General features: G+C 36.0%; 18 protein-coding genes. 17 read left to right on the forward strand and 1 reads right to left on the reverse strand.

The window, feature by feature from the left end; translation table 11 throughout:
- Nucleotides 1–44: 44 nt before the first annotated feature.
- The 12 genes from ACIQ7N_RS09440 to ACIQ7N_RS09495 all read left to right on the forward strand — a co-directional run bounded on the left by ACIQ7N_RS09440 (nt 45) and on the right by ACIQ7N_RS09495 (nt 17,805).
- On the forward strand, nt 45–899 hold the full coding sequence (locus tag ACIQ7N_RS09440; RefSeq protein ID WP_402931574.1) for a MetQ/NlpA family ABC transporter substrate-binding protein: 855 nt from the start codon (nt 45–47) through the stop codon (nt 897–899).
- 436 nt (nt 900–1,335) lie between these two features.
- Nucleotides 1,336–2,220 (forward strand): response regulator, encoded by an 885-nt coding sequence (locus tag ACIQ7N_RS09445; protein WP_402931576.1) that lies wholly within the window; start codon nt 1,336–1,338, stop codon nt 2,218–2,220.
- Nucleotides 2,217–3,263, forward strand: coding sequence for a HEAT repeat domain-containing protein (locus tag ACIQ7N_RS09450; protein ID WP_402931578.1), 1,047 nt, complete (start codon nt 2,217–2,219; stop codon nt 3,261–3,263). The genes ACIQ7N_RS09445 and ACIQ7N_RS09450 overlap by 4 nt, the downstream gene beginning before the upstream one ends.
- Complete coding sequence (locus ACIQ7N_RS09455; protein ID WP_402931580.1) at nt 3,260–4,684, forward strand: glycosyltransferase family 2 protein; 1,425 nt, start codon at nt 3,260–3,262, stop codon at nt 4,682–4,684. Before ACIQ7N_RS09450 ends, ACIQ7N_RS09455 begins: the two co-directional genes overlap by 4 nt.
- Entirely contained in the window at nt 4,681–7,860 is a 3,180-nt protein-coding gene (locus ACIQ7N_RS09460) for a hypothetical protein (protein ID WP_402931582.1), read from the forward strand. The genes ACIQ7N_RS09455 and ACIQ7N_RS09460 overlap by 4 nt, the downstream gene beginning before the upstream one ends.
- A gap of 489 nt (nt 7,861–8,349) precedes the next feature.
- Nucleotides 8,350–9,513, forward strand: coding sequence for a dicarboxylate/amino acid:cation symporter (locus ACIQ7N_RS09465; protein WP_402931584.1), 1,164 nt, complete (start codon nt 8,350–8,352; stop codon nt 9,511–9,513).
- Nucleotides 9,514–10,034: 521 nt separating this feature from the next.
- Complete coding sequence (locus ACIQ7N_RS09470; RefSeq protein WP_402931586.1) at nt 10,035–11,360, forward strand: nucleotide sugar dehydrogenase; 1,326 nt, start codon at nt 10,035–10,037, stop codon at nt 11,358–11,360.
- Nucleotides 11,361–11,375: 15 nt separating this feature from the next.
- Complete coding sequence (locus tag ACIQ7N_RS09475) at nt 11,376–12,803, forward strand: polysaccharide deacetylase family protein (RefSeq protein WP_402931588.1); 1,428 nt, start codon at nt 11,376–11,378, stop codon at nt 12,801–12,803.
- A 5-nt stretch (nt 12,804–12,808) separates the two neighbouring features.
- Nucleotides 12,809–14,674, forward strand: coding sequence for a glycosyltransferase family 2 protein (locus ACIQ7N_RS09480; protein WP_402931590.1), 1,866 nt, complete (start codon nt 12,809–12,811; stop codon nt 14,672–14,674).
- Nucleotides 14,671–16,422 (forward strand): polysaccharide deacetylase family protein, encoded by a 1,752-nt coding sequence (locus ACIQ7N_RS09485; RefSeq protein ID WP_402931592.1) that lies wholly within the window; start codon nt 14,671–14,673, stop codon nt 16,420–16,422. The genes ACIQ7N_RS09480 and ACIQ7N_RS09485 overlap by 4 nt, the downstream gene beginning before the upstream one ends.
- A 21-nt stretch (nt 16,423–16,443) precedes the next feature.
- A complete protein-coding gene (locus ACIQ7N_RS09490; RefSeq protein ID WP_402931594.1) occupies nt 16,444–17,481 on the forward strand; it encodes a glycosyl hydrolase family 18 protein in 1,038 nt (345 codons plus the stop codon).
- Between the two features lie 150 nt (nt 17,482–17,631).
- A complete protein-coding gene (locus ACIQ7N_RS09495) occupies nt 17,632–17,805 on the forward strand; it encodes a hypothetical protein (protein WP_402931595.1) in 174 nt (57 codons plus the stop codon).
- A gap of 60 nt (nt 17,806–17,865) precedes the next feature.
- Here the strand turns inward: ACIQ7N_RS09495 and gltC are convergent, their stop codons facing one another.
- Nucleotides 17,866–18,768, reverse strand: a complete 903-nt coding sequence (gene gltC / locus ACIQ7N_RS09500) for a glutamate biosynthesis transcriptional regulator GltC (RefSeq protein ID WP_402931597.1) — start codon at nt 18,766–18,768, stop codon at nt 17,866–17,868.
- A 259-nt stretch (nt 18,769–19,027) separates the two neighbouring features.
- Here gltC and ACIQ7N_RS09505 point away from each other — a divergent pair, with 259 nt between their 5' ends.
- The 5 genes from ACIQ7N_RS09505 (at nt 19,028) to sufU (ending at nt 23,984) form a co-directional block, all read left to right on the forward strand.
- Entirely contained in the window at nt 19,028–19,564 is a 537-nt protein-coding gene (locus ACIQ7N_RS09505) for a hypothetical protein (protein WP_402931599.1), read from the forward strand.
- A 667-nt stretch (nt 19,565–20,231) separates the two neighbouring features.
- Nucleotides 20,232–21,011: a Fe-S cluster assembly ATPase SufC gene (gene sufC, locus ACIQ7N_RS09510; RefSeq protein WP_024362714.1), complete on the forward strand. Its 780-nt coding sequence runs from the start codon at nt 20,232–20,234 to the stop codon at nt 21,009–21,011.
- Between the two features lie 18 nt (nt 21,012–21,029).
- Complete coding sequence (gene sufD / locus ACIQ7N_RS09515; RefSeq protein WP_402931601.1) at nt 21,030–22,337, forward strand: Fe-S cluster assembly protein SufD; 1,308 nt, start codon at nt 21,030–21,032, stop codon at nt 22,335–22,337.
- Nucleotides 22,337–23,566: a cysteine desulfurase gene (locus tag ACIQ7N_RS09520; protein ID WP_402931603.1), complete on the forward strand. Its 1,230-nt coding sequence runs from the start codon at nt 22,337–22,339 to the stop codon at nt 23,564–23,566. The genes sufD and ACIQ7N_RS09520 overlap by 1 nt, the downstream gene beginning before the upstream one ends.
- Nucleotides 23,556–23,984, forward strand: coding sequence for a Fe-S cluster assembly sulfur transfer protein SufU (sufU, locus tag ACIQ7N_RS09525; RefSeq protein WP_132361790.1), 429 nt, complete (start codon nt 23,556–23,558; stop codon nt 23,982–23,984). The genes ACIQ7N_RS09520 and sufU overlap by 11 nt, the downstream gene beginning before the upstream one ends.
- Nucleotides 23,985–24,040: the final 56 nt, after the last annotated feature.

Below are 24,040 nucleotides of genomic sequence, written 5' to 3' on the forward strand. Positions count from 1 at the left end.
TACCGCTAACATATTTAATATAAGTAAAAAGGGAGAGTAATAAAATGAAGAAGTTATTAACAGGTTTATTTATATCTGTATTAGTACTAGCTCTAGCCGCTTGTGGGGCTGGTAAAAAAGAAGAAACAGGCTCAAGCTCATCATCTAGTAATAGTGACAGTAAAGAAAGTGTAACATTAACAGTAGGTGCTTCGAATACACCACATGCTATTATTTTGGAAAAAGCAAAACCAATTTTAGCTAAAGAAGGTATCGATCTTAAAATTGAAAAATACCAAGACTATGTATTACCAAACCAACATTTAGAATCTGGCGAACTTGATGCGAACTACTTCCAACATTTACCTTACTTAGAACTTAGCATGAAAGAAAATGGCTATGACTTTGTAAATGCTGGTGCTATTCATATTGAACCAATCGGAATTTACTCTAAAAAATATAAATCTCTTGAGGATCTTCCAAAGGGGGCAACAATTTTACTTTCTAGCTCAGTATCAGACCACGGTCGTATGCTGTCATTGTTAGAAGCTAAGGGCTTAATTAAATTAAAAGATGGTGTTGATAAAACAGCAGCAGAAATAAAAGATATTGCAGAAAACCCTAAAAACTTTAAATTCGATGCAAATACAGCGCCTGAAATGCTTGTACAAATGTACGAAAATAATGAAGGTGATGCGGTTCTAATCAACTCGAACTTTGCAATCGATAATGGCTTAAATCCATTGAAAGATGCAATTTCTCTTGAAGATAAAGAATCTCCATATGTAAATATAGTCGCTGTGCGTGCAGGTGATGAAACAAAACCTGAAATTAAAAAATTAATAGAAGTATTAAAATCTAAAGAAATCCAAGACTTCATTATTGAAGAATGGAAAGGCTCAGTTGTACCAGTTAAATAAATAGAATTTACCGAAAAGGGTATGTAAGTATGAAAAGCTTACATATCCTTTTTGCTTGTCGAAAAGAATAAATCCGTATAGCTCTGGGTTCGTTTCCATAGCCATTTGCTGTATTAACCTCTATGGAATACTGTTGCTTTTCGTAATGTTTGTCAAAAAAATACTATATCATTGCGGTCTTAAAGGGACCTTTTTTTGTTGTTTTAGGAAACGTGTCTTTTGTCAGAAAAATATAACTTTTTATCAAAAGAAGTCTTCTTTTGTATTTTATAACAAAAATATAATATATTTTAAAAGTGACTGATTTACCAATAATTTTGTATAGATATTGTTGAGTAATATTTATTACTATAGTTGATGTGTTTATAGATCAAAAGAATGATAGAAAAATAATGGAGGAGAATAAATATTTCTTACATCACTGGAGTGGACATAAATGAATAAATTAATCATTGCAGAAGACATCATGCAGGAGCATGAGGTGAAGGGTTATTTTGAAATTTTGCGTGAGAGTGTTATTCGCTCGCGTTTAACAATGACGGTAGTCTTTTTTAAATTAGCTAGTTCCCCACAAGGAACTGATATAGAACGTAATCAAGTGAATCATCAAATTTCAGCTTTTCTAACATCCAAAATACGAAAAACAGATTTACTTTTCCAATTAGCGGATGGCGTACATTGGGGAATATTTTTTCTGCAAAGTAGTGAAGTCGAGGTAAAGGCGTTTTTAAAGCGGATTTTTGCAATTCTTAAGCAAGAAAGGGAATATCAGCAAATAGCTTTAAAAGCCTCGATTACTGAAATAAGAAATAATAGCGTTAACTTTGAAACGTTGTTAGACAAGAATAAGCAAAAACTAGCAAATGACGAACAGCCGATTTGGTCGATAGAACAGGTTACAGATTATCGTGTACAACCGATGGAACAAGTAAAAGTTAGTATTATTGAACAAAATGCAATCTTTAGAAAAGTGCTAGAAACAACGTTCACTCACTTAGACATCCCTCATTTTACGCTAGACGTTGCTACTTATGAAGATGGCTATAGTTTTTTACAGTCCGAAACTTATAAAACAGGCCATATGCATTTAGTTATCATGAACGATATTTTACCACGTAAAAATGGCTTAGAAATTTTGCACATTTTACGAGAAATGCCGAATGAGAAAAAGTTCATCATTTATATGATGTCGGAACGAAACTCAGAAGGGGCGACACTTAATGCTTATGAAGGTGGAGTCGATGAATTTATCGTAAAACCATTTAATTTACGTTTGTTAGAAGCAAAAATCAGGAGAACATTTGCGAGGTTTTGGCTATGATCGAGCTATCGATTTCTTTTCTTTTAACGGTCATCGTTGTTTTATTAGTTATTTTATTTTTATTTACCATATATCTACTTTTGCAACATGAGCGGGAGATTCGCTTTGCAAAAACACGTGATTCTTATTTACAAAACTATTCACAGCACTGGTACAACTATTTGTTCAATGATGGAAATTTCTCTATGGTGCTTGTACCCCGTGGAAGAGCTCAAGTAGCAGCTATCGAAATAATCTTTTCATCGTATTTGAAAAATATAACGAATGAAAAAGTTGAACATAAAATCAAAGAGTTTTCTAATCACTTTTTAAAAAAGTTTTATGAAAAGGATTTAGCAAGTAAACGTTGGAGCATTAGGATGAATGCTTTATATCGTATTGCTGATTTACAGATAGATGAATTATTAGATACTTGTCAACAATTCGAGAAAACCAAAATTTCGGAGGAAGAATATTTTCAGTTGTTAAAAATATACTCTATTTTCCGACAAGAATTGTTTATCGAAAAAATTAAAGAATCGAGCATTCATTATTCTGAAAGCGAATATAGAAGATTATTTGTATTGTTAGACGATTCCGTATTTATTCGATTATTTGAAGACTTTAATAGCTGGACGAAAAATATTCAATTCGCTGCAATTGATACTGCAGCAGTCAAAAGACATATGCAATATATTGAGAAATTAAAACAGCTATTAACATACGAGGAACCAGAAATAAAAATAAGAGCATTAAAAGGTCTTTACGAAATTGGTGTCATTGATGAAATCGATCCTTACGTGCCATTTGTGGCATCAGATATGTGGGAAGTAAGATTAATGATTGCAAAAATCTTTAAGCATGTGCCGCTAGAATATACCTATGCTTATTTAGAACAGCTTCTTGAAGATGAAAATTGGTGGGTACGATCACAGGCAGCAAAAACAATTGCGGAAAATAGAGAAGGAATTGCAAAATTACAGCATTTTATGGAGTCTTCAAACGACCAATATGCAATTGAAATGGCACAGGAAACAGTAGTCAGAAGGCAGGGGATCAAATGAAATTAATGTTAGATTATTGTATGTGGTTCTTTGGCGGCATTATTATGTTTTATATGTTATTCGTTATTGTTTCCTATTGCGCAATGTTTGTAATTGCCATGCTAGATTTACGCAAACGCTATAAATTAGATCCCTCAGAATATGATGATGCGCATATCGATGCCTTCTACTCAAAACCAGTATCCTTACTAGTCCCTGCTTACAACGAAGAGGTTGGAGTTGTAGATACAGTCTATTCATTGTTGAATTTACGATATCCGCAAACAGAAATTATCATTATTAACGATGGTTCTACCGACACAACACTGCAAACTGTCATCGAGCATTTCCGAATGAAACCCGTTGATAAAATTATTCGTACAAATATCCCTACAAAAGAAGTTAAACAAATCTATGAATCAGAAATCTATAAGAATTGTATTTTAGTAGATAAAGAAAATGGCGGTAAGGCAGATGCATTAAATGTAGGTATCAATGTTTCGCAATATCCTTATTTTTGCTCTATTGATGGGGATTCAATTTTAGATGAAAAATCCTTACTTCGTGTAATGAAGCCGATTATTTTATCTGATGGTGAAGTGATTGCGGCAGGAGGAAATATTCGAATTGCCAATGGAGCGAAAATGCACCTTGGTTCTGTTACTGAAACCCACTTACCGAATAACTACTTAGTCATCATGCAAATAATAGAATATTTGCGAGCTTTTTTAATGGGGCGAATCGCTTTAAGTAAATTCAATCTTGTGCTTATTATTTCCGGAGCATTTAGTGTCTTTTCGAAGGAATGGGCTGTGGAAGCGGGCGGTTATTCAACGAATAGTATTGGAGAAGACATGGAGCTTGTCGTGAATATTCACCGTTTGATTAGAAAGAAAAAAGAAAAGAAACGTATTGAATTTGTACCAGATCCTGTGTGCTGGACGGAAGCACCTCAGACATTAGGGGTTTTGCGAAATCAACGTAGACGTTGGCATCAAGGATTATTCGAAAGTCTTTGGAAACATAAAACGATGACATTCAACCCAAAATATGGCTTGTTAGGGTTTATTGCATTGCCTTATTTTTGGCTTGTAGAATGCCTAGGTCCAATTGTTGAGCTAGGTGGTTATATTTATATCGTAATAGCATTTTTCTTAGGGAAAATCTATTATGAAGCAGCGGTAATATTGTTGCTACTCTTTGTTATTTATGGAGTTATTTTTTCAATAGCATCTATATTATTCGAGGCATGGGCCATGAATACTTATCCTAGAAAAAGAGAGCTATTACGAATGATACTTTTAGCATTTACTGAAATTTTTTGGTATCGACCACTCACTCTTTTGTGGCGCTGTGAAGGATTAGTTCGGTTTATGCTAAGAAAAAGCGATTGGGGCAATATGAAGCGTGTCGGCATTGCTGAAAAGGAGAAAAGTGTATGAAGCGAATATATATAGGGGTCATAGCTACTCTAATTCTCATTGTTACACCTATAGCATGGTGGTATTTGAGCGATGAAAAACCGCTGAACGTTGCGATCCTAGATAAAACGGTTCCGAACGAAACCTATCGAGAGCATTTAGGTGTGAACTGGTTTTTAAACCATTATAAATACACAATTGATCATCAACCATATGATGCACAAAAAAATTACTATGGTACGATTCCGAATGATAAAACGAAAAGAGTATCTGAAAAAAAGTTTCCGACCGACTATAGTAATTATGATGTTATTTATTTGGCAGATACGTATGGTGTTTATAAGGATGATTTAAATGAAAAAAAGCGTTTAGGTAAACGCTCAGAAAAAATTGTTGGTGGCTTAGAAATGGAAGAATGGCAATCAATAGTAGGTCGTTTAGCAAGCAACAAGAAAAGTATGCTTATAGCTGAATACAATACATTTGCGTCACCAACATCAGAGGCAGTTAGAAAAGAGCTACAGGACTATTTAGGCATATCATGGTCTGGGTGGATTGGGCGTTATTTTGATGAGCTTGATTATCATAAAAATTCAGAAATCCCACAATGGGTCATAGATGAACATGGTGATAATTGGCCATATAAGGGCGGTGGCTTTCTTCTATTTAATGAAATTACAGAAAAGCTCATTGTGCTGGAACTGGACAAGCATGTAAAAACAGAAGGTATTCAGGTGCAATTTACGGAAGAAGGGCAAAAATTCTTTAATACTTCCGCTAGTGCAGAATATGGCTATTGGTTTGATATTATCACGCCTAAATATGCGGAGGATGCTCTTGCTAATTATAAATGGGACTTAACAAAAGATGGAGAAAAACTATTAAAGGACAATGAAATTCCGCAGCAATTTGCGGCTATCGTTTCACAGGATAAACGTTACACGACAAGCTATTACTTTGCTGGAGATTTCAACGATATGTCACGGGTACCGAACCTTTATAAAATAAAGGGTTTACCGACTATTTATAAATATGCTGAGAAGTATGCAGATAGTTCATTTTACTGGTCGATTTATATACCAGTCATGCATAAAATTTTTGAAACGTTTGAGCAAAAAGAGGTTAAAGAAAACGTTAATCATGAAAAACAAAATTATAATGCACGTATTAAAGGTGAATCATTTGAAGTCTTACACGATGGGAAATGGGAGCCGCTAGTCTTTAAGGGCGTTAATATCGGTATGGGGAAACCGGGAGCATTCCCTGGCGAGGCCGCAATTACGGAAGAAGAGTACTATCGCTGGTTCCGTCAAATTGCTGAGATGAATGCCAATACGATTCGCGTCTATACATTACACCCACCAGGTTTTTATCGGGCACTTGCTAAATACAATGAGGAAAACCCAGATAAACCATTGTATGTATTGCATGGTGTGTGGATTAATGAGGAAGGCTTGTCAGATTCACTAGATGCCTATGATGAAACTACCTTAAAGGATTTCCAAGTAGAAATGAAGCGCATGGTAGATGTTATCCACGGTAATACTTATGTGAAGCCAGTAGCAGGACATGCTTCAGGCTTATACGATGTTGACGTTTCAAAATATGTTATTGGCTGGGTGCTAGGAATCGAATGGTATCCGCACATGGTAGTCGGTACGAACGAAAAACACGCTAATATAGGCGAATACAATGGGACGTATTTTGAAACGAAAAATGCTGCACCATTTGAGCATTGGTTAGCGGAGCAAATGGATCTTATTACTACTTATGAAAAGGATAAATACAATTGGATTCGCCCAATGAGCTTCACAAACTGGGTAACAACCGACTTGCTAGACCATCCTTCTGAACCTTCTGAGGATGAAGATTTGGTTGGAGTCAATCCAAATGTCATTTATACGAAGGGTGAAATGCAGGCGCCAGGACAATTTGCTTCTTATCATGTGTATCCATATTACCCTGACTTCTTTAACTTCGACCAAAAATATTTAAATTATAAAGATTTCCGGGGCAATAAAAATAGTTATGCAGGATATTTAAAAGACTTACATCAAGCTCATCGTATGCCTGTCCTTATTGCGGAATTTGGAATCCCAGCAGCTCGCGGGATGACACATGAAAATGTTTATGGCTGGAATCAGGGGCATATGTCCGAACAGCAGCAGGGTGAAACACTTCAACATTTATATGAAGATATTATGCATGAAGGCTTGCTAGGAGGTCTTATCTTTACATGGCAGGACGAGTGGTTTAAACGAACGTGGAATACGATGGATTATGATGACCCGAATCGTCGACCGTTTTGGTCCAATGCACAAACAAATGAACAGCAATTTGGCGTACTAAGCTTTGATAGATTTAAAGTGAAAGTAGACGGAGATACAAAAGAGTGGAAAGGTACACAACTGTACAATACCTCACCTTCAGATGCCACAGATTTTGCTGTCGATTATGATGAAAGATATTTGTATTTCAAAATAAAAAGTGATGTACTAGACAAAGCCTCACCACGTATTTTACTTGATGTAGTACCAAATCAAGGAAATACATCGGCGACATCTATAAAAGATATGACGTTCTCAAATGGCGTTGATTTTATAGTGGAATTAAATAAAAGCGGAGACTCACGAGTGGTCATAGATCAATACTATGATTTCTATGATTATTTTTACGGTCATAATTTAAAAATGATTCCGCCTCGTATGGCAACTATCACAAAAAATAGTGGTAAGTTTGCACCGATTTATTATGTATTAAATAAACAGCTATACTTACCAGAACAAAAAATTACGACCGATTTTAGTTTTTATGAAACCGGGAAGCTGCTTCAAGGGAACGCCAATCCAAAAGCGAAAGATTACAATTCGTTAGTGGACTATACGTGGACGGATGATCATGTGATTGAGCTACGAATTCCTTGGCTACTAATCCAAGCAAAAGATCCGAGCCAGCGTGAGTTTATCGGAGATCTATATAAGGATGGGAAGGAAGCTTCGACTAAAGTCGATAATATTTATATTGGTGCCGTTTTTGTAGATAAAGACGGTAAGGTTGTAAAATCTTTACCAGAGACAAATGGTCAAGTCTTACCGAAACTTTCACCTTATACTTGGGAACCATGGCAAACACCTAAGTTTGAAGAGCGTCTAAAACAATCATATTATATTTTACAAAAATTATTTAAAGCATATTAAATGAGAGCTTAGGATAGGTAAGTTTTTGCCTATTCTAAGTTTTTTTGCTTATTACTAAAAGTTGGGATGTTCGTTGATTAGAGTGGGGACTAAGCGACTCCTTGGGGATTAGCCATAAATTGAACGAAGGCTAAAAGCATCACGTCCTGTGATAACGCCTTCGTGACCAACATCGTGTTGGCCCGAGACCCTAGAGTGAGCATCGCGAGTGAAGCAGCTATCGGACGCCCCTAGGAAGCTATGCTCTGTAGCGAAAGCGGAGCGACAGCAACAAATGTTTTCTGTGCGAAAGCGAAGCGGCAGCTACAAAGCGCCCAGTCAAAACGGAAATCAACCCCACGTTATGGTGATGAACTATTTTGTTCGAAAATATAAAAATATTTTATAATTCCGACTATTTATTAAACTGTATATTCTCACGATTGTTTATGTTAAATTACTACTAATACATTCTAGAAATACAGTTGTATTTTTAAGGAGGACAATATAATGAAGCTTAAATTTGGTCTATTGGCAAAAATTATTGTCGCTATTTTGTTAGCGGTAATACTCGGAAGCTTTATGCCAGAGCCAATTGTACGTATATTTGCAACATTCAATGGCTTATTCGGTAATTTTTTAAATTTTGTTGTACCACTTATTATTATTGCATTTATTGCTCCGGGCATTGCTCAGCTTGGGAAAGGCTCCGGGAAATTATTAGGTTTGGCAACATTCTTTGCTTATTTCTCAACAATCATTGCAGGTATATTTGCCTTTTTGGTAGCGCGAAATGTGTTGCCCAATTTCATATCAAGTGGTGCTATGGAAAGCATGAAAAACCCAGAGGAATTTTTAGCACAGGCATTCTTTAAAGTTGAAATGCCGCCATTAATGGGTGTTATGTCAGCATTAATTTTTGCATTTATCGTAGGAATTGGAATGACAGCCATTCAAAGTGATGTGATGAAACGGGGTTTTGAAGAGTTTAATAAGATTATTGAAAAATTAATTTCATTTGTTATTATTCCACTTTTACCGTTTCATATTTTTGGTATCTTCTTGAACATGACATTTGGTGGGCAAGTCGCAAAAATTTTATCTGTCTTCGCAATTGTCTTCGTACTTATAATTGTGATGCATTGGGTAATATTGCTAGTGCAATACACTGCTGCGGGAACTTTAAATAAGAAAAATCCATTTATGTTACTTCGAACAATGCTGCCTGCGTATTTTACAGCATTGGGTACACAATCTTCAGCTGCAGCTATTCCAGTTACATTACGACAATCGCAAAAAACAGGGGCTTCAGAAAAAGTAACGAATTTTACAATCCCACTGTTTGCAACCATTCATTTATCAGGTAGTACGATTACAATCGTCACTTGTTCTTTAGGTGTTATGATGATGAATGGTATAGATATAGGTTTTGTACAATATATCGGCTTTATCTTTATGCTAGGTATTACGATGGTTGCTGCACCAGGTGTTCCGGGAGGAGGAGTCATGGCAGCAATTGGTTTACTGCAATCAATGCTCGGCTTCGATGAAACAATGGTTGCACTTATGATAGCATTGTACTTAGCGCAAGATAGCTTTGGTACAGCTACAAATGTAACTGGAGATGGCGCATTATCTATGATTGTTGATCGTTTCAACAAAAAAACAAATTAATACAGGATGAGTCATGGACAGCATCATCTAAGCAAAAAAATCGCCTGCTACGGCGATTTTTTTGCTTAGATGATGCTGTTATACAGTTGTTGGAGTTTTCTTAAAGATTAATGACAGAGTGCATGGATTTACTAATAATTAAATAGCCTTAAAAGAATAGTGGATTTTTTTGTTACAAATTATTACAGTTTGTGCTTACTAAAATTCAATAAAATTTCACGATTATGTAGGGAGTTGTTGAAAAAAACGTAGTGCTAAAGAATTGAATTTAAAATTTTGTTAGAAAAAAATGCGATAAGATAGTTGTTTTTTCATTTTGTATGGAATTTGTTTAGAAAATGTTTAGTTTTATTTAGTACTATATGTGTGAAGAGATATAAATTTCAAATTTGTGGATTATATTACTGAGAATGGGTGTGGGAATGAGGGGAATTCATAATACAAAAGAATGAAGCGTAAAAGAATTAGCAATTGAGAAGTAGTCTTTGAATTTAAAATAACTTAGACAGGAGTAATTGCTTATGGGAATAAAAATTGAGTCACCGATATTAGCTTTATCACAAAAAATCAAAACAAGAAGCGCTGTAATTGGGGTTATTGGACTTGGCTATGTGGGGCTTCCATTAGCCTTAGAAATCGTCAATAAAGGTTTTGAAGTAATTGGTTTCGATAAAGACAATGAAAAAATTTCTAAATTAAAAAGTGGTGTTAGCTATATTGCTGATATGTCTAATGCAATCATCGAAAAAGCAATTTATGAAGAGAACCTTGAGCCGACAAATGATTTTGCTAAACTTGCACATGTAGATGTCATTATTATATGTGTACCGACACCTACGACCGCAGATGGAGCACCTAATATCTCGTTTATTGTTGATGCAGCTAATGCAATCCAACAAAACATGTCCCCTAATACTTTAATAATTCTTGAAAGTACAACTTACCCCGGAACAACCGAAAAAGTAGTTCAACCAATCCTTGAAAAAGGTAACTTCTTTATTGGGAAAAATATTTTTTTAGCTTATTCTCCTGAACGTGTGGACCCAGGGAATTTAAATTTTTCAGTTTCCAATACGCCTAAAGTAGTTGGCGGCATAACAGCAGCTTGTTTAGAAGTTTCCAAGCTTTTTTATGAAAAAGTAATCAATACAAATGTGTTTGCTGTAACAAGTCCAAACGTTGCTGAAATGGAAAAGTTACTAGAAAATACATTTCGACAAATTAATATTGCCCTAGTTAATGAGTTAAGTCAGATTTGCCATAAGATGGATATTGATGTGTGGGAAGTGATTGAAGCCGCCTCAACAAAGCCTTATGGTTTTATGCCATTTACACCTGGCCCTGGAGTTGGCGGTCATTGTATACCAGTAGACCCTAAATATTTATTATGGGCAGGCCAGCAGCATGGTATTTCTGCAACATTAATTGAGGCAGCAGATAAAATTAATGATTCCATGCCGAACTTTGTAGTTGAAAGACTAGAAAATTATTTAAATGCACAGGAAAAAGAAATAAGTGAGGCAGAGATTGTAGTTATTGGAATTACTTATAAGCCTAATATTAATGATTTCCGAGAATCACCAGCACTACATGTTATTAGGGAATTAAAGGAAAAGCAGTGTGATCTAAAGGTTATTGATCCATTTATCGGAACAGTTTCAGTTGATAATGACATTTTTAACACTGTTTCACTAACACGAGAATTAATTCAAAAGGCTGATGCTGTCGTCATTTTAACGAATCATACAACTATTGATTATTCCTTAATTGATCAACATGCTGCTTTAATTTTTGATACGAGAAACACCCAATATCTATTTAAGAATGAAAATTATTACAAATTATAAGGGGATTCTTTAGAAATGATACGACTAAAATTATGTAGTCTATTCATCATTTTATTTTTAGCTGGGTGTCAAGCGTCTACTCAAAATCAGATTAAACCAGTTGATTCAACAATTGAGGTAAAGGAACATGATGGGACGATGAGTGAAACTTATAGTCACATAGGCATTATTAGTCCAAAGGTAGCATTAACCTTTAATGGGCTTGCAGACAATGAAACAATGCAGCGTCTATTAAAGGTATTGGATCAATTTAATATGAAGGCAACATTCTTTGTAGAAGGTACACGAGTAGCGCAAGATCCGGAGTTAGTGAAGGACATTTTAGCTAAAGGTCACGAGGTAGAAAACGGAACATTAACATTTACTGAAATGACTGATTTAAATTATGAAGAAACGTATAAAGAAATTTATTTGGCGAATGAAGTTTTTGAAGAGCAATTAGGTTATACACCGAAATACGTTCGTAGTCGTTCCGGTGACTCAACTGACAATATGCGTTTAGCGGCTAAAACCCTCAATATGAAGGGAGTTGTAGAGTCTTCCATTAATCCGAAAGATCGCAATATGCAAAGTGCTGAGGAAATAGTGGATTATATTCATCGCTTTATCAACAGCGGATCTGTTATTCATTTAAACACATACATTAATCCTGCGATTATTGATGTTATACCACTACTGTCTAAAGTAGGGGAAGAAAGAGGATACGTTTTCTCTACATTAACGGATGTAATAGATGAACAATATTTAGCAAAATCGTTAGAGGAAATTGCAGGCTATGATGCTATTAAAATGAACCCAGATTACAAAAATGTTAAACCCAATATGTTCTACCGTAAAAATACTTCAAAAAAGGAAGTTGCTTTAACCTTCGATGATTGGGCAAGTGAGGAGAGAATTAAAGAAATTTTAGATGTTCTTGATAAGTATCATGTTCAATCTACATTCTTTTTAATTGGCAAAGGTGTAGAAAAGGACCCGCAATTAGCACGATTAATTGTTGAGAGAGGACATGAGGTCGCAAGCCATTCTTACAATCACCTTGATGTTACGACAATGACACCAGAAGAGTTACAAAAGGATGTCGTGATGGCACATAGGGCGTTAACATATGCCTTACAGGAAGAACCTTTGCTGTATTTCAGGCCTAATAAAGGTGCTATTAATGAGGAGTCAGCGAAAATTATTGCCGCTACAGGTATCAAATCTATTGCTATGTACGATATAGCATCATTCGATTGGAATTTAAAATATACCGTTCGAGATATTTATAATCGTGTGATGACTAGAATTGCTCCAGGAAAGGTGATTGTTATGCACATTTTAGACGGTACAAAAACAGTTGAGGCATTGCCATTAATCATTGAAAAACTGCAAAAAGATGGGTATAGTTTTGTGAAAATGTCGACTTGGATTGAAGAAGATTCAAATAAGAAAGTGAATTGATAATCATGAATAAGAAAAAAGAGATATTAACGATACCACGCTCTGATCGACGCATTTTATCGAATATTCCTGACCCAGAACATGTCCGAAGTCTCGTTAATCGTCGAGGTGCTTCGTATCAAAAGGAAGAAATCGATCCTACAGATGTCAATGAAATATATCGCTTACAACTGTTAAGTTTACGCTATGAAACGAATTTTGAAGTACAAATTAAAAGAGCAAAGCAAAAGGGTAGTGACAAATATTATGCGGAGGATATCTCGGTTACAGGTATCCTTGTATTTTCCAATAGTCCTACTAATTTTTTAATAGATGAAATTATTACGATGAAATTTACTATACCTGGTGGTGCGATGCCGGAGGGCTATGAATCTAAGGTAAAGGTAAAAGCGAAAGTTGTTCGTCACTTTACAAAAGAAGTAGATGGTGAAACTAGATGCTATTATGCATGTGAATTTTTACAGCCTTTAAATGACTATATGGTAAAAAAACGATGGGGACTATCAATCTTTATGGCAAGTATTTTTTTATTGATAGTTTCTCTAATCGTTATGTTAATGCGGGCTGAAAGTGTCATTTATTTTAGATTCAATAAATTCTTATATCTATATAGTATTATTGCTGCAACTTTTCTTTTAAGTAGATATTTATTTGGTATTTTCTATAGGAATGTTCCGATAAACCCTAAGTTTGAACCCGGCGTTTCTATTATTATTCCAGTATTTAACGAAGAACAATGGATTCATAGAACAATCTTAAGTTGTATTAATCAGTATTATCCTGTAGACAAATTAGAGGTTATTGTTGTAGATGATTGTTCGACAGATAGAACTGAGGAAAAAGCAAAAGAAATGATTGCCCTTATTCATAGCGAGGGTGAGCGTTTTAAAACGGAGGATCGTTTAAGCTTCTATAAACTACCTCAAAATGGGGGGAAACGTGAGGCTTTAGTGGCAGGAGTGCATCTTGCTAAACATGATTTAGTTGTTTTCGTAGATTCTGATAGTTTTTTAGAACCTCATGCCATTCGAAATTTAGTACAGCCTTTCCAAGATCCAAAAATGGGTGGTGTGGCTGGAAGAACAGAAGTGGAAAATAAATTTACAAATGCTCTGACAAAATTGCAAACAGTTCGCTATTATATAGCCTTTCGGATCATGAAAGCTGCTGAATCTTGGTTCGATACAGTCACTTGTTTATCTGGTCCTTTAGCATGTTATCGAAAAGAGCTTATTTTGAAGAACGAGACAGCATGGTTAAACCAAAAATTTCTTGGACAGCCTGCGACATTCGGGGATGACCGTAGTATGACAAACTATATTTTGAAAACACATCGAACAGGATATCAGGACAATGCTGTATGTTCTACAATTGTTCCATCCGATACCAAAGTCTTTTTATCTCAACAAATGAGATGGAAACGATCATGGCTACGCGAATCATTACGAGCATTTTTATTTATGTGGAAGAAGGAACCTTTTATGTTTCTTTTCTTCATCATCGGTTTAATCGTACCAATAGCAGCGCCTATTGTTGTTGTTTACAATTTAGTTTATGTGCCAATTATGCATGGCATTTTTCCAACTACATTTTTAATGGGCTTGTTATTGATGGCAATGTTAATGAGCTTGGCCCATCTTTTCTTTAGAAAAAGTAAATTGTGGACGTTTGGTTTTATCTTTGTTCTTTTCTACGAATTTATTTTGCTGTGGCAAATGCCTGTTGCATGGGTAACATTTTGGAAATCAACTTGGGGAACGAGAGAAACACCTCAAGATGTCATCGCTAAAGAAAAGAAATTAGAAAAACAAAAATTACGAAAATCTCGATTTTCGATTCTAAAAATTAGCAAAATGGGTGAGAAGGAATGAGTGAAAAAAATGTTGCATTAAATCCAGCTAAAAAGAATCGAAGGAAAATAATACGATCAATTGTTCAAACGATGATCGTTGTATTTTTAGCTGTTATTTTAATACGTGTGGTATTTTTAACGGATAAAAGGGTAGAGGAAACAGTTCCTTTAGTGAATGAAGATGGTTTCATTGCAATATCATATTTTGGTGTGAGCAGGGGTGAATCTCCTAAATATGTATCTAAAGAGAATTTGAGAAAACAACTGGCACTGCTTGAAAGTCAAGGCTATAAAACCATTACTCAGCAGGATATTTTAGATTTTTATCAGAAAAACAAACCATTGCCAGAAAAGGCGTTGTATTTATCATTTGAAGATGGACGTACAGATTCTAGTATATTTGCTCAAAACATCATGGAGGATCTCAATTATAAAGCTACCATGTTTACGTACGCCAATAAAATGGATACACGGGACAACAAATTTTTAAAGCCGAAAGACTTATTACTCATGAAGAAAAGTGGCTATTGGGAGTTGGGCTCTAATGGGTACCGTCTGACATATATTAATATGTATAACGATAAAGGACAGTCATTAGGTGTAAAAGATGAAAATAATGTGCCGAATAAAACGACTATCGAGTATTATAATCATTATTTAATGGACTTCATTCGCAATCAATATATGATTCCAAGTGAAACGCGACAAGAAATGGAAAAGCGTATCCGAAAAGATTACAAGCTAATGCATGATATTTATGAGGAGGAATTAGGAGAAGTTCCGAAAGCCTATGCTATTATGCATGCCAACTCACTTTATAATAATATGGATTCGTTAGTTGAAAGTGCGAATAATAAAGAAATTAAGGATATATTTAAAATGCATTTCAATTTGGAGCTAGGGGCATATAATGATGCGGATGCTGATCTCTATAATTTAAGTAGATTACAAGTATCCCCCTATTGGTCTACCAATCATGTGATGATGAAAATCCGCCAAGCGAGTAAGCAAAATGTAGCATTTGAAGTCGGAGATTCTGAACGCGCCAAAGAATGGTCAGTATTGAAGGGGGCAGCAGAATTTGAAAATAATGAGATTACAATAACATCGGAACCTTCTAGTGAAGGACGGATAATATTAAAGGAAACTCTGCCAGAGAAATACAATATAAACTTTGCCTTTAAAGGGAATGTCGTAGGACAACAATCTATTTATTTAAACTATGATGAAAAATATAATAGCTATATTCGGGTGGCATTAATCGATAATGAGATTGTTGTTTCTGAAAAATCACCACAAGCAAGCGTTATTGAGAAAGAACGTTTTCCGTTAAACGAAATAAAGTGGAATGAAGAAGAGTATGCATTTAATAAGGCTACTGTATACGATTATCTGGATACGCAAAAAGGCTCTAGAATTGACGAGGAAGAGTATCCGCGAAACTTAACGAAAAAGAGAGTATTTAACATTAATGTAGAAAATGGTAAAATCGACATAAGTGTAGATAATGTATTATCCAAGACAATTCAAGTAAATCCTGACATTCAAGGAACTAAAATTGGATTTGGTGCGTTGTTCAGCAAAAAAGAAACATCGCATGAACAGTATGCAGATGATATTTATGATACATTCATCGAAGATATTTTGATTACAGATGTTAACGATCAGACGCTTTTTACTAACCAATATACGAATTTCGATAAAGTAAAGCACAAAACATTGACTTTATTTAATAATGTTGTTGATTTCTTTATTGAAACCTTCTAAAACGGGGGGAACTAAATTCAAGTGAAAAAAATTTTTCTGTTTATCTGTATAGCACTACTAATTATCACAGCTTGTAGTAATAGCAAAGAAGCACCTGTTCAGGCAAGGGAAGGTTTGAAGTACAAAGACAACCTTCAATTATCTATTTGGTTACCTGAATGGCAAAATAAATCTGCCATCGAGGATGTGAAAAATTCACAACAGGGCTTACAAGACATTCACGTTTTTGGAGCTTATTTTAATAAGAATGACCAATTATTATTAACTGAAGATGCAATAGAAACATTGAAACAAACACAACAACAATTTAATGAATCACATCATGTAATACTCACGTTAATTAACGATTACGTTACAGATAACGCCCCAATAGTTCAGAAGGATAGTGCGTTATTACATCGGTTGTTTCAAGATACATCATCAAGGCAGCAACATATTGATAATATTATGCAGGTTGTTGAACAATACAATGTGAATGGTATCGAAATTGATTATGAAAAGGTTGCTAAAGAGGATCTCTCTAAGTACGTCCAATTCATAGAGGAACTTTATGAACAGCTATTAAAAAAGGATGTTTCATTACATGTCGTACTAGAGCCGGAGTTTCCATTTAATATTAAATTACCGAGTGGGCCTAAATATACAGTGATGGCTTATAATGTGCATGGATATCATAGTGGCCCAGGTGCAAAGGCAACCTATTCATTTTTAAATGAATTAGTAAAAAAAATTAAAAAGTCTAATCAAAAATTAGCGATTGCCTTCTCAACTGGCGGATTCCAATGGATAAATCAAGGCAAGACGGTTGCTTTAACGGAGGTAGAGGCAGAGGACTTACTAAACAAAACGAAAGCAGTTAAACAACGCGATCAAGCAAGTGGTGCGGCTTATTTCACTTTTTTAGATGAACAAAATGTTAAGCATGAAGTTTGGTACGCCGATCAAGAAACACTTAAAAAATGGACAGCGCACGTGCAAAAAAGAAGCTACAATGAGGTTGTTTTATGGCGTGCCGGAGGTCTAAGCTCAAAAACGTTACAATGGATTAACGAACAATGAAAGGAATGATTGAAAGAATTGCCGGAGCGACGGATGGAAGAGCCGGAGTGACTGATGGAAAGGCGAGAGTCACGGAAAGAAGAGCTGAAGTGACGGATAGAAATCAAAGCGACGGAAAGAAGAGCCAAGGCGACGGAAAGAAGAGCCGAAGTGACGGATGGAAAACAGAGCGACGGAAAGAAGGAGCCAAGGCGACGGAAAGAATCGTCAGAGCGACGGAAAGAAGAGCCGAGGCGACGGATAGAAATCAGAGTGACGGAAAGAAGAGCTGAAGTGACGGATAGAAATCAGAGCGACGGAAAGAACAGCCATAACCGTGGATAAAACCGCTCTGAAGAATAGAACACCTTAAACCAAAAAAATCGCCAGCTTCGGCGATTTTTTTTATTGGAATTGAGAAAGGCGTGAAAAGAAATTTGTTACGAAGTCTAAAAATATTTTTTCTGATGGTGCAATTTCACGGTTTACAGGTGAAATAATACCGACTGTTCTTGGAATCGCTGGTGCTTTAATTGGTACTTTTACTGTGAAGCGAGCAGTTGAATCATACAGTGAGTTTTCTGGTAATAAGCTGACCCCGATGCCTGCAGCGACAAGACCCTTTAGTGCATCTAAGTCTTCACCCTCGGAGATGACGTTTGGCGAGAAGCCTGCAGCTCGGCAGGCATCCATAGCTACTTTATGTAATATGTATCCATCTGGGAATAATACAAATAAATCGTTACGTAAATCGGCAAGCTGAATACTTTCTTTTTTGGCTAATGGATGTTTTGCTGGCAGTAATGCGGCAATATTTTCTGTAAATAATATTGTTGAATGGATCGATTCGTTCTTTGGTGGAAGAGGGCCTAAAAAAGCTAAATTTAACTCACGATTTTTGACTGCATCAATTAAAAAACGATAGGAGCCTTGGCGGAGCTGGAATTGCAAATCTGGATATTCGCGCTTAAAGGCTGAAATAACAGTTGGCAATACATAGCTAGCCAAGCTCGTTGGAAAACCGATTTTTATCGTACCTTTAGCAGGATCTAAATATTCTTCAACTTGCTTTGCGGCAAAATCGATGGCTTTTAAAGCAGTAATTGTGTGCTCGAGAAATATTCTTCCAATCGGTGTCAATTTAACATTTCGTCCGACACGTTCAAAAAGTGGTGTGCCTAATTCATCTTCTAAATTAGCAATTTGTCGGCTTATTGCAGATTGAGCAACATGAAGATGTTCGGCAGCTTCTGAAATGTGTTCACGCTCAGCAACTTCAACAAAATAACGTAATTGACGTAACTCCACTAGATATTCACCTCTATTAATCGAAAAATACGATTGATTATACCTTAATTATATACTATTTAAGATGAAAAATGATTGTCAATAGACAAATGATGGCTAGCAAGCTTTAATTGGAGCTCAAGGAAGTAAGGTGAAGGTTATTTTCTCAAAGAGTGTTGCTAAACGAAAGAGTCGAATATTGCTATATTTTGGATTTCGGTAATAGGCAAATGAAATAGTATAATTAAGCATGATTTATCTTTCGTAAGAGGTGTAGCATTTGTTTAAAAAGAAAATATTGATTGGACATTCAGAAGATACTGTCCTGGCAATTATCGAACACTTAGAGAAAAGTAACATTCCGTTTGAAATAGAAATCAAAGGTGTTTTAAAGCGGTCGTCTGAAGAATACGAAGGTTTTTATATGGTTAAAGTTCAAAAGAAATGTGCGAAACAAGTAGAAGCCATTGTTGCGCAGTACGTGTCACAAGAAGATTTGAAACATTGGTATAAAGTAGAGAAAAAGAAAAGTAGAAAATTAGAGAGGAAGGAAAAAGCTTTTTATTTGTTTGCAGCCTTTATATATTTTATAGCGGTAGTAGCGATCGAAATGGGTAAAGCAGTAGAAGTGGACATTGTTTCGTATTTCGGTTGTGTTGTGTTATTGCTGGGCGGCGTGTTTATGACGACATATTTTTACAAAGAGATGAAAAAAGAATCGGGTGATTTGAGAGAGATCAATAAACAGTCGATGATTTTCCCTATTGGTATAATATTTTACGCCGTTTCTTCTTTTATATCTGTATTTTTATATTAATTACTTTCTTCTTTAGAGACTTTGTGCTTCTTTAGTTTACATACTGCTTCATACATTCACAAATCTCCACATTTTGAAAGCCTCCTGAAACTGCATTATATTCAATCATAATCGTATACGAAAACAGCCAAAGAAAAAAAGTAAAAAATGCATTCTACATTTATTAATTTTGCCCACCTGTAATTTAGAACAACATTGGTTAAAACTAATACCATGTTTAATAAGTTGATTTCCGTGTCCCCATGAAAGCGCCAAGCCAAAAAGGAAATTAACCCCACGTTATACTAGCAAGTACTCTCAAGATTCTTTCCTTTATTTGATTCCATTCTAATAAAAAAGGTTATAGTATTGGTATTGATATTTATACATTTTTGTCACAAAACAGCTACAATTCGCACTTTCTGCGGGGTTTTCACTATGTAGCTAGATGAAACTGATTCTCAATTAGATTTATTTCATTGAAAATGAGGAAAGTTGATTCTCATTGTCAATGACGATTAGCAATAATCTGAAAATGCTTGCAAACTCTTTATTATTAAGGATTGTTTCAGATGAAAATGAAAGTGATTGAAATGGTTTGCATAGAGAACGATTTTCAGTTAAGATTAGAATGATGATAATTAAGGAATGGTTCACCATTCACTGAACACACTATGGAGGTATTTTCATGTCAACTTTAGTTATTAAAGATCTTCACGTTGAAATCGACGGGAAAGAGATTTTAAAAGGCGTAAACCTTACAATTAATACAAATGAAATTCATGCAATCATGGGACCAAACGGAACTGGTAAATCAACACTAGCTTCTGCAATTATGGGTCACCCAAAATATGAAGTAACTTCTGGTACAGTAGAACTTGATGGCGAAAATGTACTAGAAATGGAAGTGGACGAGCGTGCTCAAGCTGGTTTATTCCTAGCAATGCAATATCCTTCTGAAATCGCTGGTGTAACAAATGCTGATTTCTTACGCTCAGCTATTAATGCACGCCGTGAAGAGGGCGATGAGATTTCTCTAATGAAATTTATCCGTGAATTAGATAAAAACATGGAATTCCTTGAAATGCACGAAGATATGGCACAACGTTATTTAAATGAAGGTTTCTCTGGTGGTGAGAAAAAACGTAACGAAATTCTTCAATTAATGATGATTAAACCAACTTTCGCCATTTTAGATGAAATTGACTCTGGTCTTGATATTGACGCACTTAAAGTAGTTTCAAAAGGAATCAATGCGATGCGTGGAGAAGGTTTCGGCTGCTTAATGATCACTCACTACCAACGTCTACTTAACTACATTACACCAGACCATGTACACGTAATGATGCAAGGTCGCGTTGTTAAATCAGGTGGCGAAGAATTAGCACAACGTTTAGAAGCGGAAGGCTATGACTGGATTAAAAAAGAATTAGGTATCGAAGAAGAAACTGAAGAACAAGAAGCATAAGAGGGAGGACGAACTAGCATGACAGTGGAACTTAACTTGCCTGTAACAGTACAGGACGTGCGCTCGTTCTCAGAAGCAAATGGAGAACCGGCTTGGTTTACAGAACTTCGCGCGGCAGCACTAGACAAAGTAACTGGTTTAGATTTGCCAAAACCAGACAGAACAAATATTACAAAATGGGATTTTGTGAATTTCCCAACTCATACAGTTGACAGTGAAGGATTCGCTTCACTTGATGCATTACCAGAAGAAGCAAAAGGTTTAATTGATCTTAAGGCCCAAGAAAATCTTTATGTACAACGCAATAACACACCAGCTTTCATTAAAACATCACAAGAACTAGCTGATAAAGGTGTTATTTTTACAGATATTTTAACAGCGGTTCGTGAACATGGCGACCTTGTTAAAAAGTACTTTATGACAGAAGCTGTAAAAGTTGATGAGCATAAATTAACGGCACTTCATGCGGCACTTGTTAACGGTGGTGTGTTCGTATACGTACCTAAAAATGTCATTATCGAACAGCCGCTTCAAGTAGTATTCTTAAATGATAACGCAGAAGCCTCATTATATAACCACGTATTAGTTGTTGCTGAAGCAAATTCGGCTGTAACTTATGTTGAAACATATATTTCAACAGTTGAAGAAGCAAAAGGTCAAGCAAACATTATTGCAGAAGTAGTAGTTCAAGACAATGCACAAGTAACTTACGGTGCGGTTGATGTACTTGCGAAAGGTTATACTACTTATGTAAATCGTCGTGCACGACTAGCTCGTGATGCGAAAGTAGATTGGGCTCTTGGCTTAATGAATGACTCAGATACTATTTCTGAAAACATTACACATCTAATCGGTGACGGTTCCCATGCTGATACAAAAACAGTAGTTGTTGGTCGCGGTGAACAAAAACTTAACTTTACTACTGAAGTTCGTCACTGGGGTAAGAACTCAAATGGTCATATCTTAAAGCATGGTGTAATGAAAGATGCAGCACAATCAATCTTTAATGGTATTGGTTACATCGAACACGGTGCGACAAAAGCGGATGCACAGCAAGAATCACGTGTGTTAATGCTTTCTGAAAAAGCTCGTGGCGATGCCAACCCAATTCTATTGATCGATGAAGACGATGTAACAGCAGGACACGCAGCATCTGTTGGTCGAGTAGATCCACTACAACTTTACTACTTAATGAGTCGTGGTATCTCGAAAGCAGAAGCAGAGCGCCTTGTTATCCATGGATTCCTTGCGCCAGTTGTTACGCAATTACCTATTGAAGGCGTTCAAAAGCAACTGACGGAGGTTATTGAAAGGAAAGTTCGCTAATGATGAATAAAGACATTAAAAGCTATTTCCCAATTTTAGATCAGGAAGTAAACGGTCATAAGCTTGTTTACCTTGATAGCGCAGCAACTTCTCAAAAGCCTATTCAAGTGATTGAAGCAATGAAGCAATATTATGAATTCGATAATTCTAATGTTCACCGTGGTGTGCATACATTAGGAAACCGTGCAACTGACAAGTATGAGGGTGCGCGTGAAAAGGTTCGTAATTTTATTAATGCGACATCAACACAAGAAATTATTTTTACTCGCGGTACTACAACTGCTTTAAATACAGTTGCATCAAGTTATGGTCGTGCTAATGTTGCTGAAGGTGATGAAATTGTTATTACGCATATGGAGCACCACTCTAATATTATTCCTTGGCAACAACTAGCAAAGGAAAAAAATGCAACGCTGAAATATATTGAGCTTGAAGCGGATGGCACACTTAACCTAGAAAAGGTACGTGCGACAATTACACCTAAAACAAAAATTGTGTCGGTGTCAATGGCATCAAACGTCCTTGGAACGATTAACCCGATTAAAGAAATCGCTCAAATCGCACATGCTAATGGTGCTGTAATGGTAGCGGATGGTGCACAAGCAGCACCACATATGAAAATCGATGTACAGGATTTAGATGTAGATTTCTTAGGGTTCTCAGGTCATAAAATGTGCGGACCAACTGGAATAGGTGTACTATATGGTAAAAAGGAACACCTTGAAAAGATGGAGCCAATTGAATTTGGTGGCGAAATGATTGACTTTGTTGGACTTTACGATTCAACGTGGAAGGAATTACCGTGGAAGTTTGAAGGTGGAACTCCTATTATTGCAGGTGCAGTAGGTTTAGGAGCCGCTATTGATTTCTTAACTGAAATTGGGTTAGATAACATTGCGGAGCATGAGCATAAGCTTGCAGGCTACGCGATGAATCAGCTTGAAACAATTGACGGACTTAAAATTTTTGGCCCACGTGATCCAATGAAGCGTTGTGGACTTGTAACGTTTAACCTAGACGATGTACATCCACATGATGTGGCAACGGTTCTTGATATGAATGGTATTGCTGTTCGTGCAGGACATCATTGCGCTCAGCCACTAATGAAATGTCTTCAACAAGTAGCGACAGCGCGTGCAAGCTTCTATCTGTATAACACGGAGGAAGATATTGACCGCCTAGTTGCAGGGTTACGTTCCGCGAAGGAGTATTTTGGCGATGTCTTTTAATAATTTAGATCAACTATATCGTTCAGTCATTATGGATCACTATAAAAATCCTCGTAATAAAGGATCTATTGAAGAAGATGCTGTTACGATCGATATGAATAATCCGACTTGTGGAGACCGTATTCACTTAACGCTAAAAGTGACTGACGGTATTGTAGAAGATGCGAAGTTTGACGGTGAGGGCTGTTCCATTTCAATGTCTTCTGCTTCCATGATGACGCAGCTTATTAAAGGGAAAAAAGTAGAGGAAGCATTAGAGCTTGCTGAAATTTTTTCTAAAATGATGATGGGCGAAGACTATAGCGAAAAATATGACCTTGAGGATGTTGAGGCACTGCAAGGTGTTTCTCAATTTCCAGCACGTATTAAATGTGCGACATTAGCTTGGAAGGCGATGGAAAAAGGTGTAAAGCAATAATATCTAAATTTGAGTGAAAGTCACTATTGGTGCTTTCACTCAAAGCAAGATAACTG

This window comes from Lysinibacillus sp. NPDC095746 (assembly GCF_044763535.1).
GTDB lineage: Bacteria > Bacillota > Bacilli > Bacillales_A > Planococcaceae > Lysinibacillus.

Coding starts and splice junctions, on each gene's coding strand:
- ACIQ7N_RS09440 (WP_402931574.1), top strand. CDS start 45: ATGAAGAAGTTATTAACAGGTTTATTTATATCTGTATTAGTACTAGCT.
- ACIQ7N_RS09445 (WP_402931576.1), top strand. CDS start 1,336: ATGAATAAATTAATCATTGCAGAAGACATCATGCAGGAGCATGAGGTG.
- ACIQ7N_RS09450 (WP_402931578.1), top strand. CDS start 2,217: ATGATCGAGCTATCGATTTCTTTTCTTTTAACGGTCATCGTTGTTTTA.
- ACIQ7N_RS09455 (WP_402931580.1), top strand. CDS start 3,260: ATGAAATTAATGTTAGATTATTGTATGTGGTTCTTTGGCGGCATTATT.
- ACIQ7N_RS09460 (WP_402931582.1), top strand. CDS start 4,681: ATGAAGCGAATATATATAGGGGTCATAGCTACTCTAATTCTCATTGTT.
- ACIQ7N_RS09465 (WP_402931584.1), top strand. CDS start 8,350: ATGAAGCTTAAATTTGGTCTATTGGCAAAAATTATTGTCGCTATTTTG.
- ACIQ7N_RS09470 (WP_402931586.1), top strand. CDS start 10,035: ATGGGAATAAAAATTGAGTCACCGATATTAGCTTTATCACAAAAAATC.
- ACIQ7N_RS09475 (WP_402931588.1), top strand. CDS start 11,376: ATGATACGACTAAAATTATGTAGTCTATTCATCATTTTATTTTTAGCT.
- ACIQ7N_RS09480 (WP_402931590.1), top strand. CDS start 12,809: ATGAATAAGAAAAAAGAGATATTAACGATACCACGCTCTGATCGACGC.
- ACIQ7N_RS09485 (WP_402931592.1), top strand. CDS start 14,671: ATGAGTGAAAAAAATGTTGCATTAAATCCAGCTAAAAAGAATCGAAGG.
- sufC (WP_024362714.1), top strand. CDS start 20,232: ATGTCAACTTTAGTTATTAAAGATCTTCACGTTGAAATCGACGGGAAA.
- sufD (WP_402931601.1), top strand. CDS start 21,030: ATGACAGTGGAACTTAACTTGCCTGTAACAGTACAGGACGTGCGCTCG.
- ACIQ7N_RS09520 (WP_402931603.1), top strand. CDS start 22,337: ATGATGAATAAAGACATTAAAAGCTATTTCCCAATTTTAGATCAGGAA.
- sufU (WP_132361790.1), top strand. CDS start 23,556: ATGTCTTTTAATAATTTAGATCAACTATATCGTTCAGTCATTATGGAT.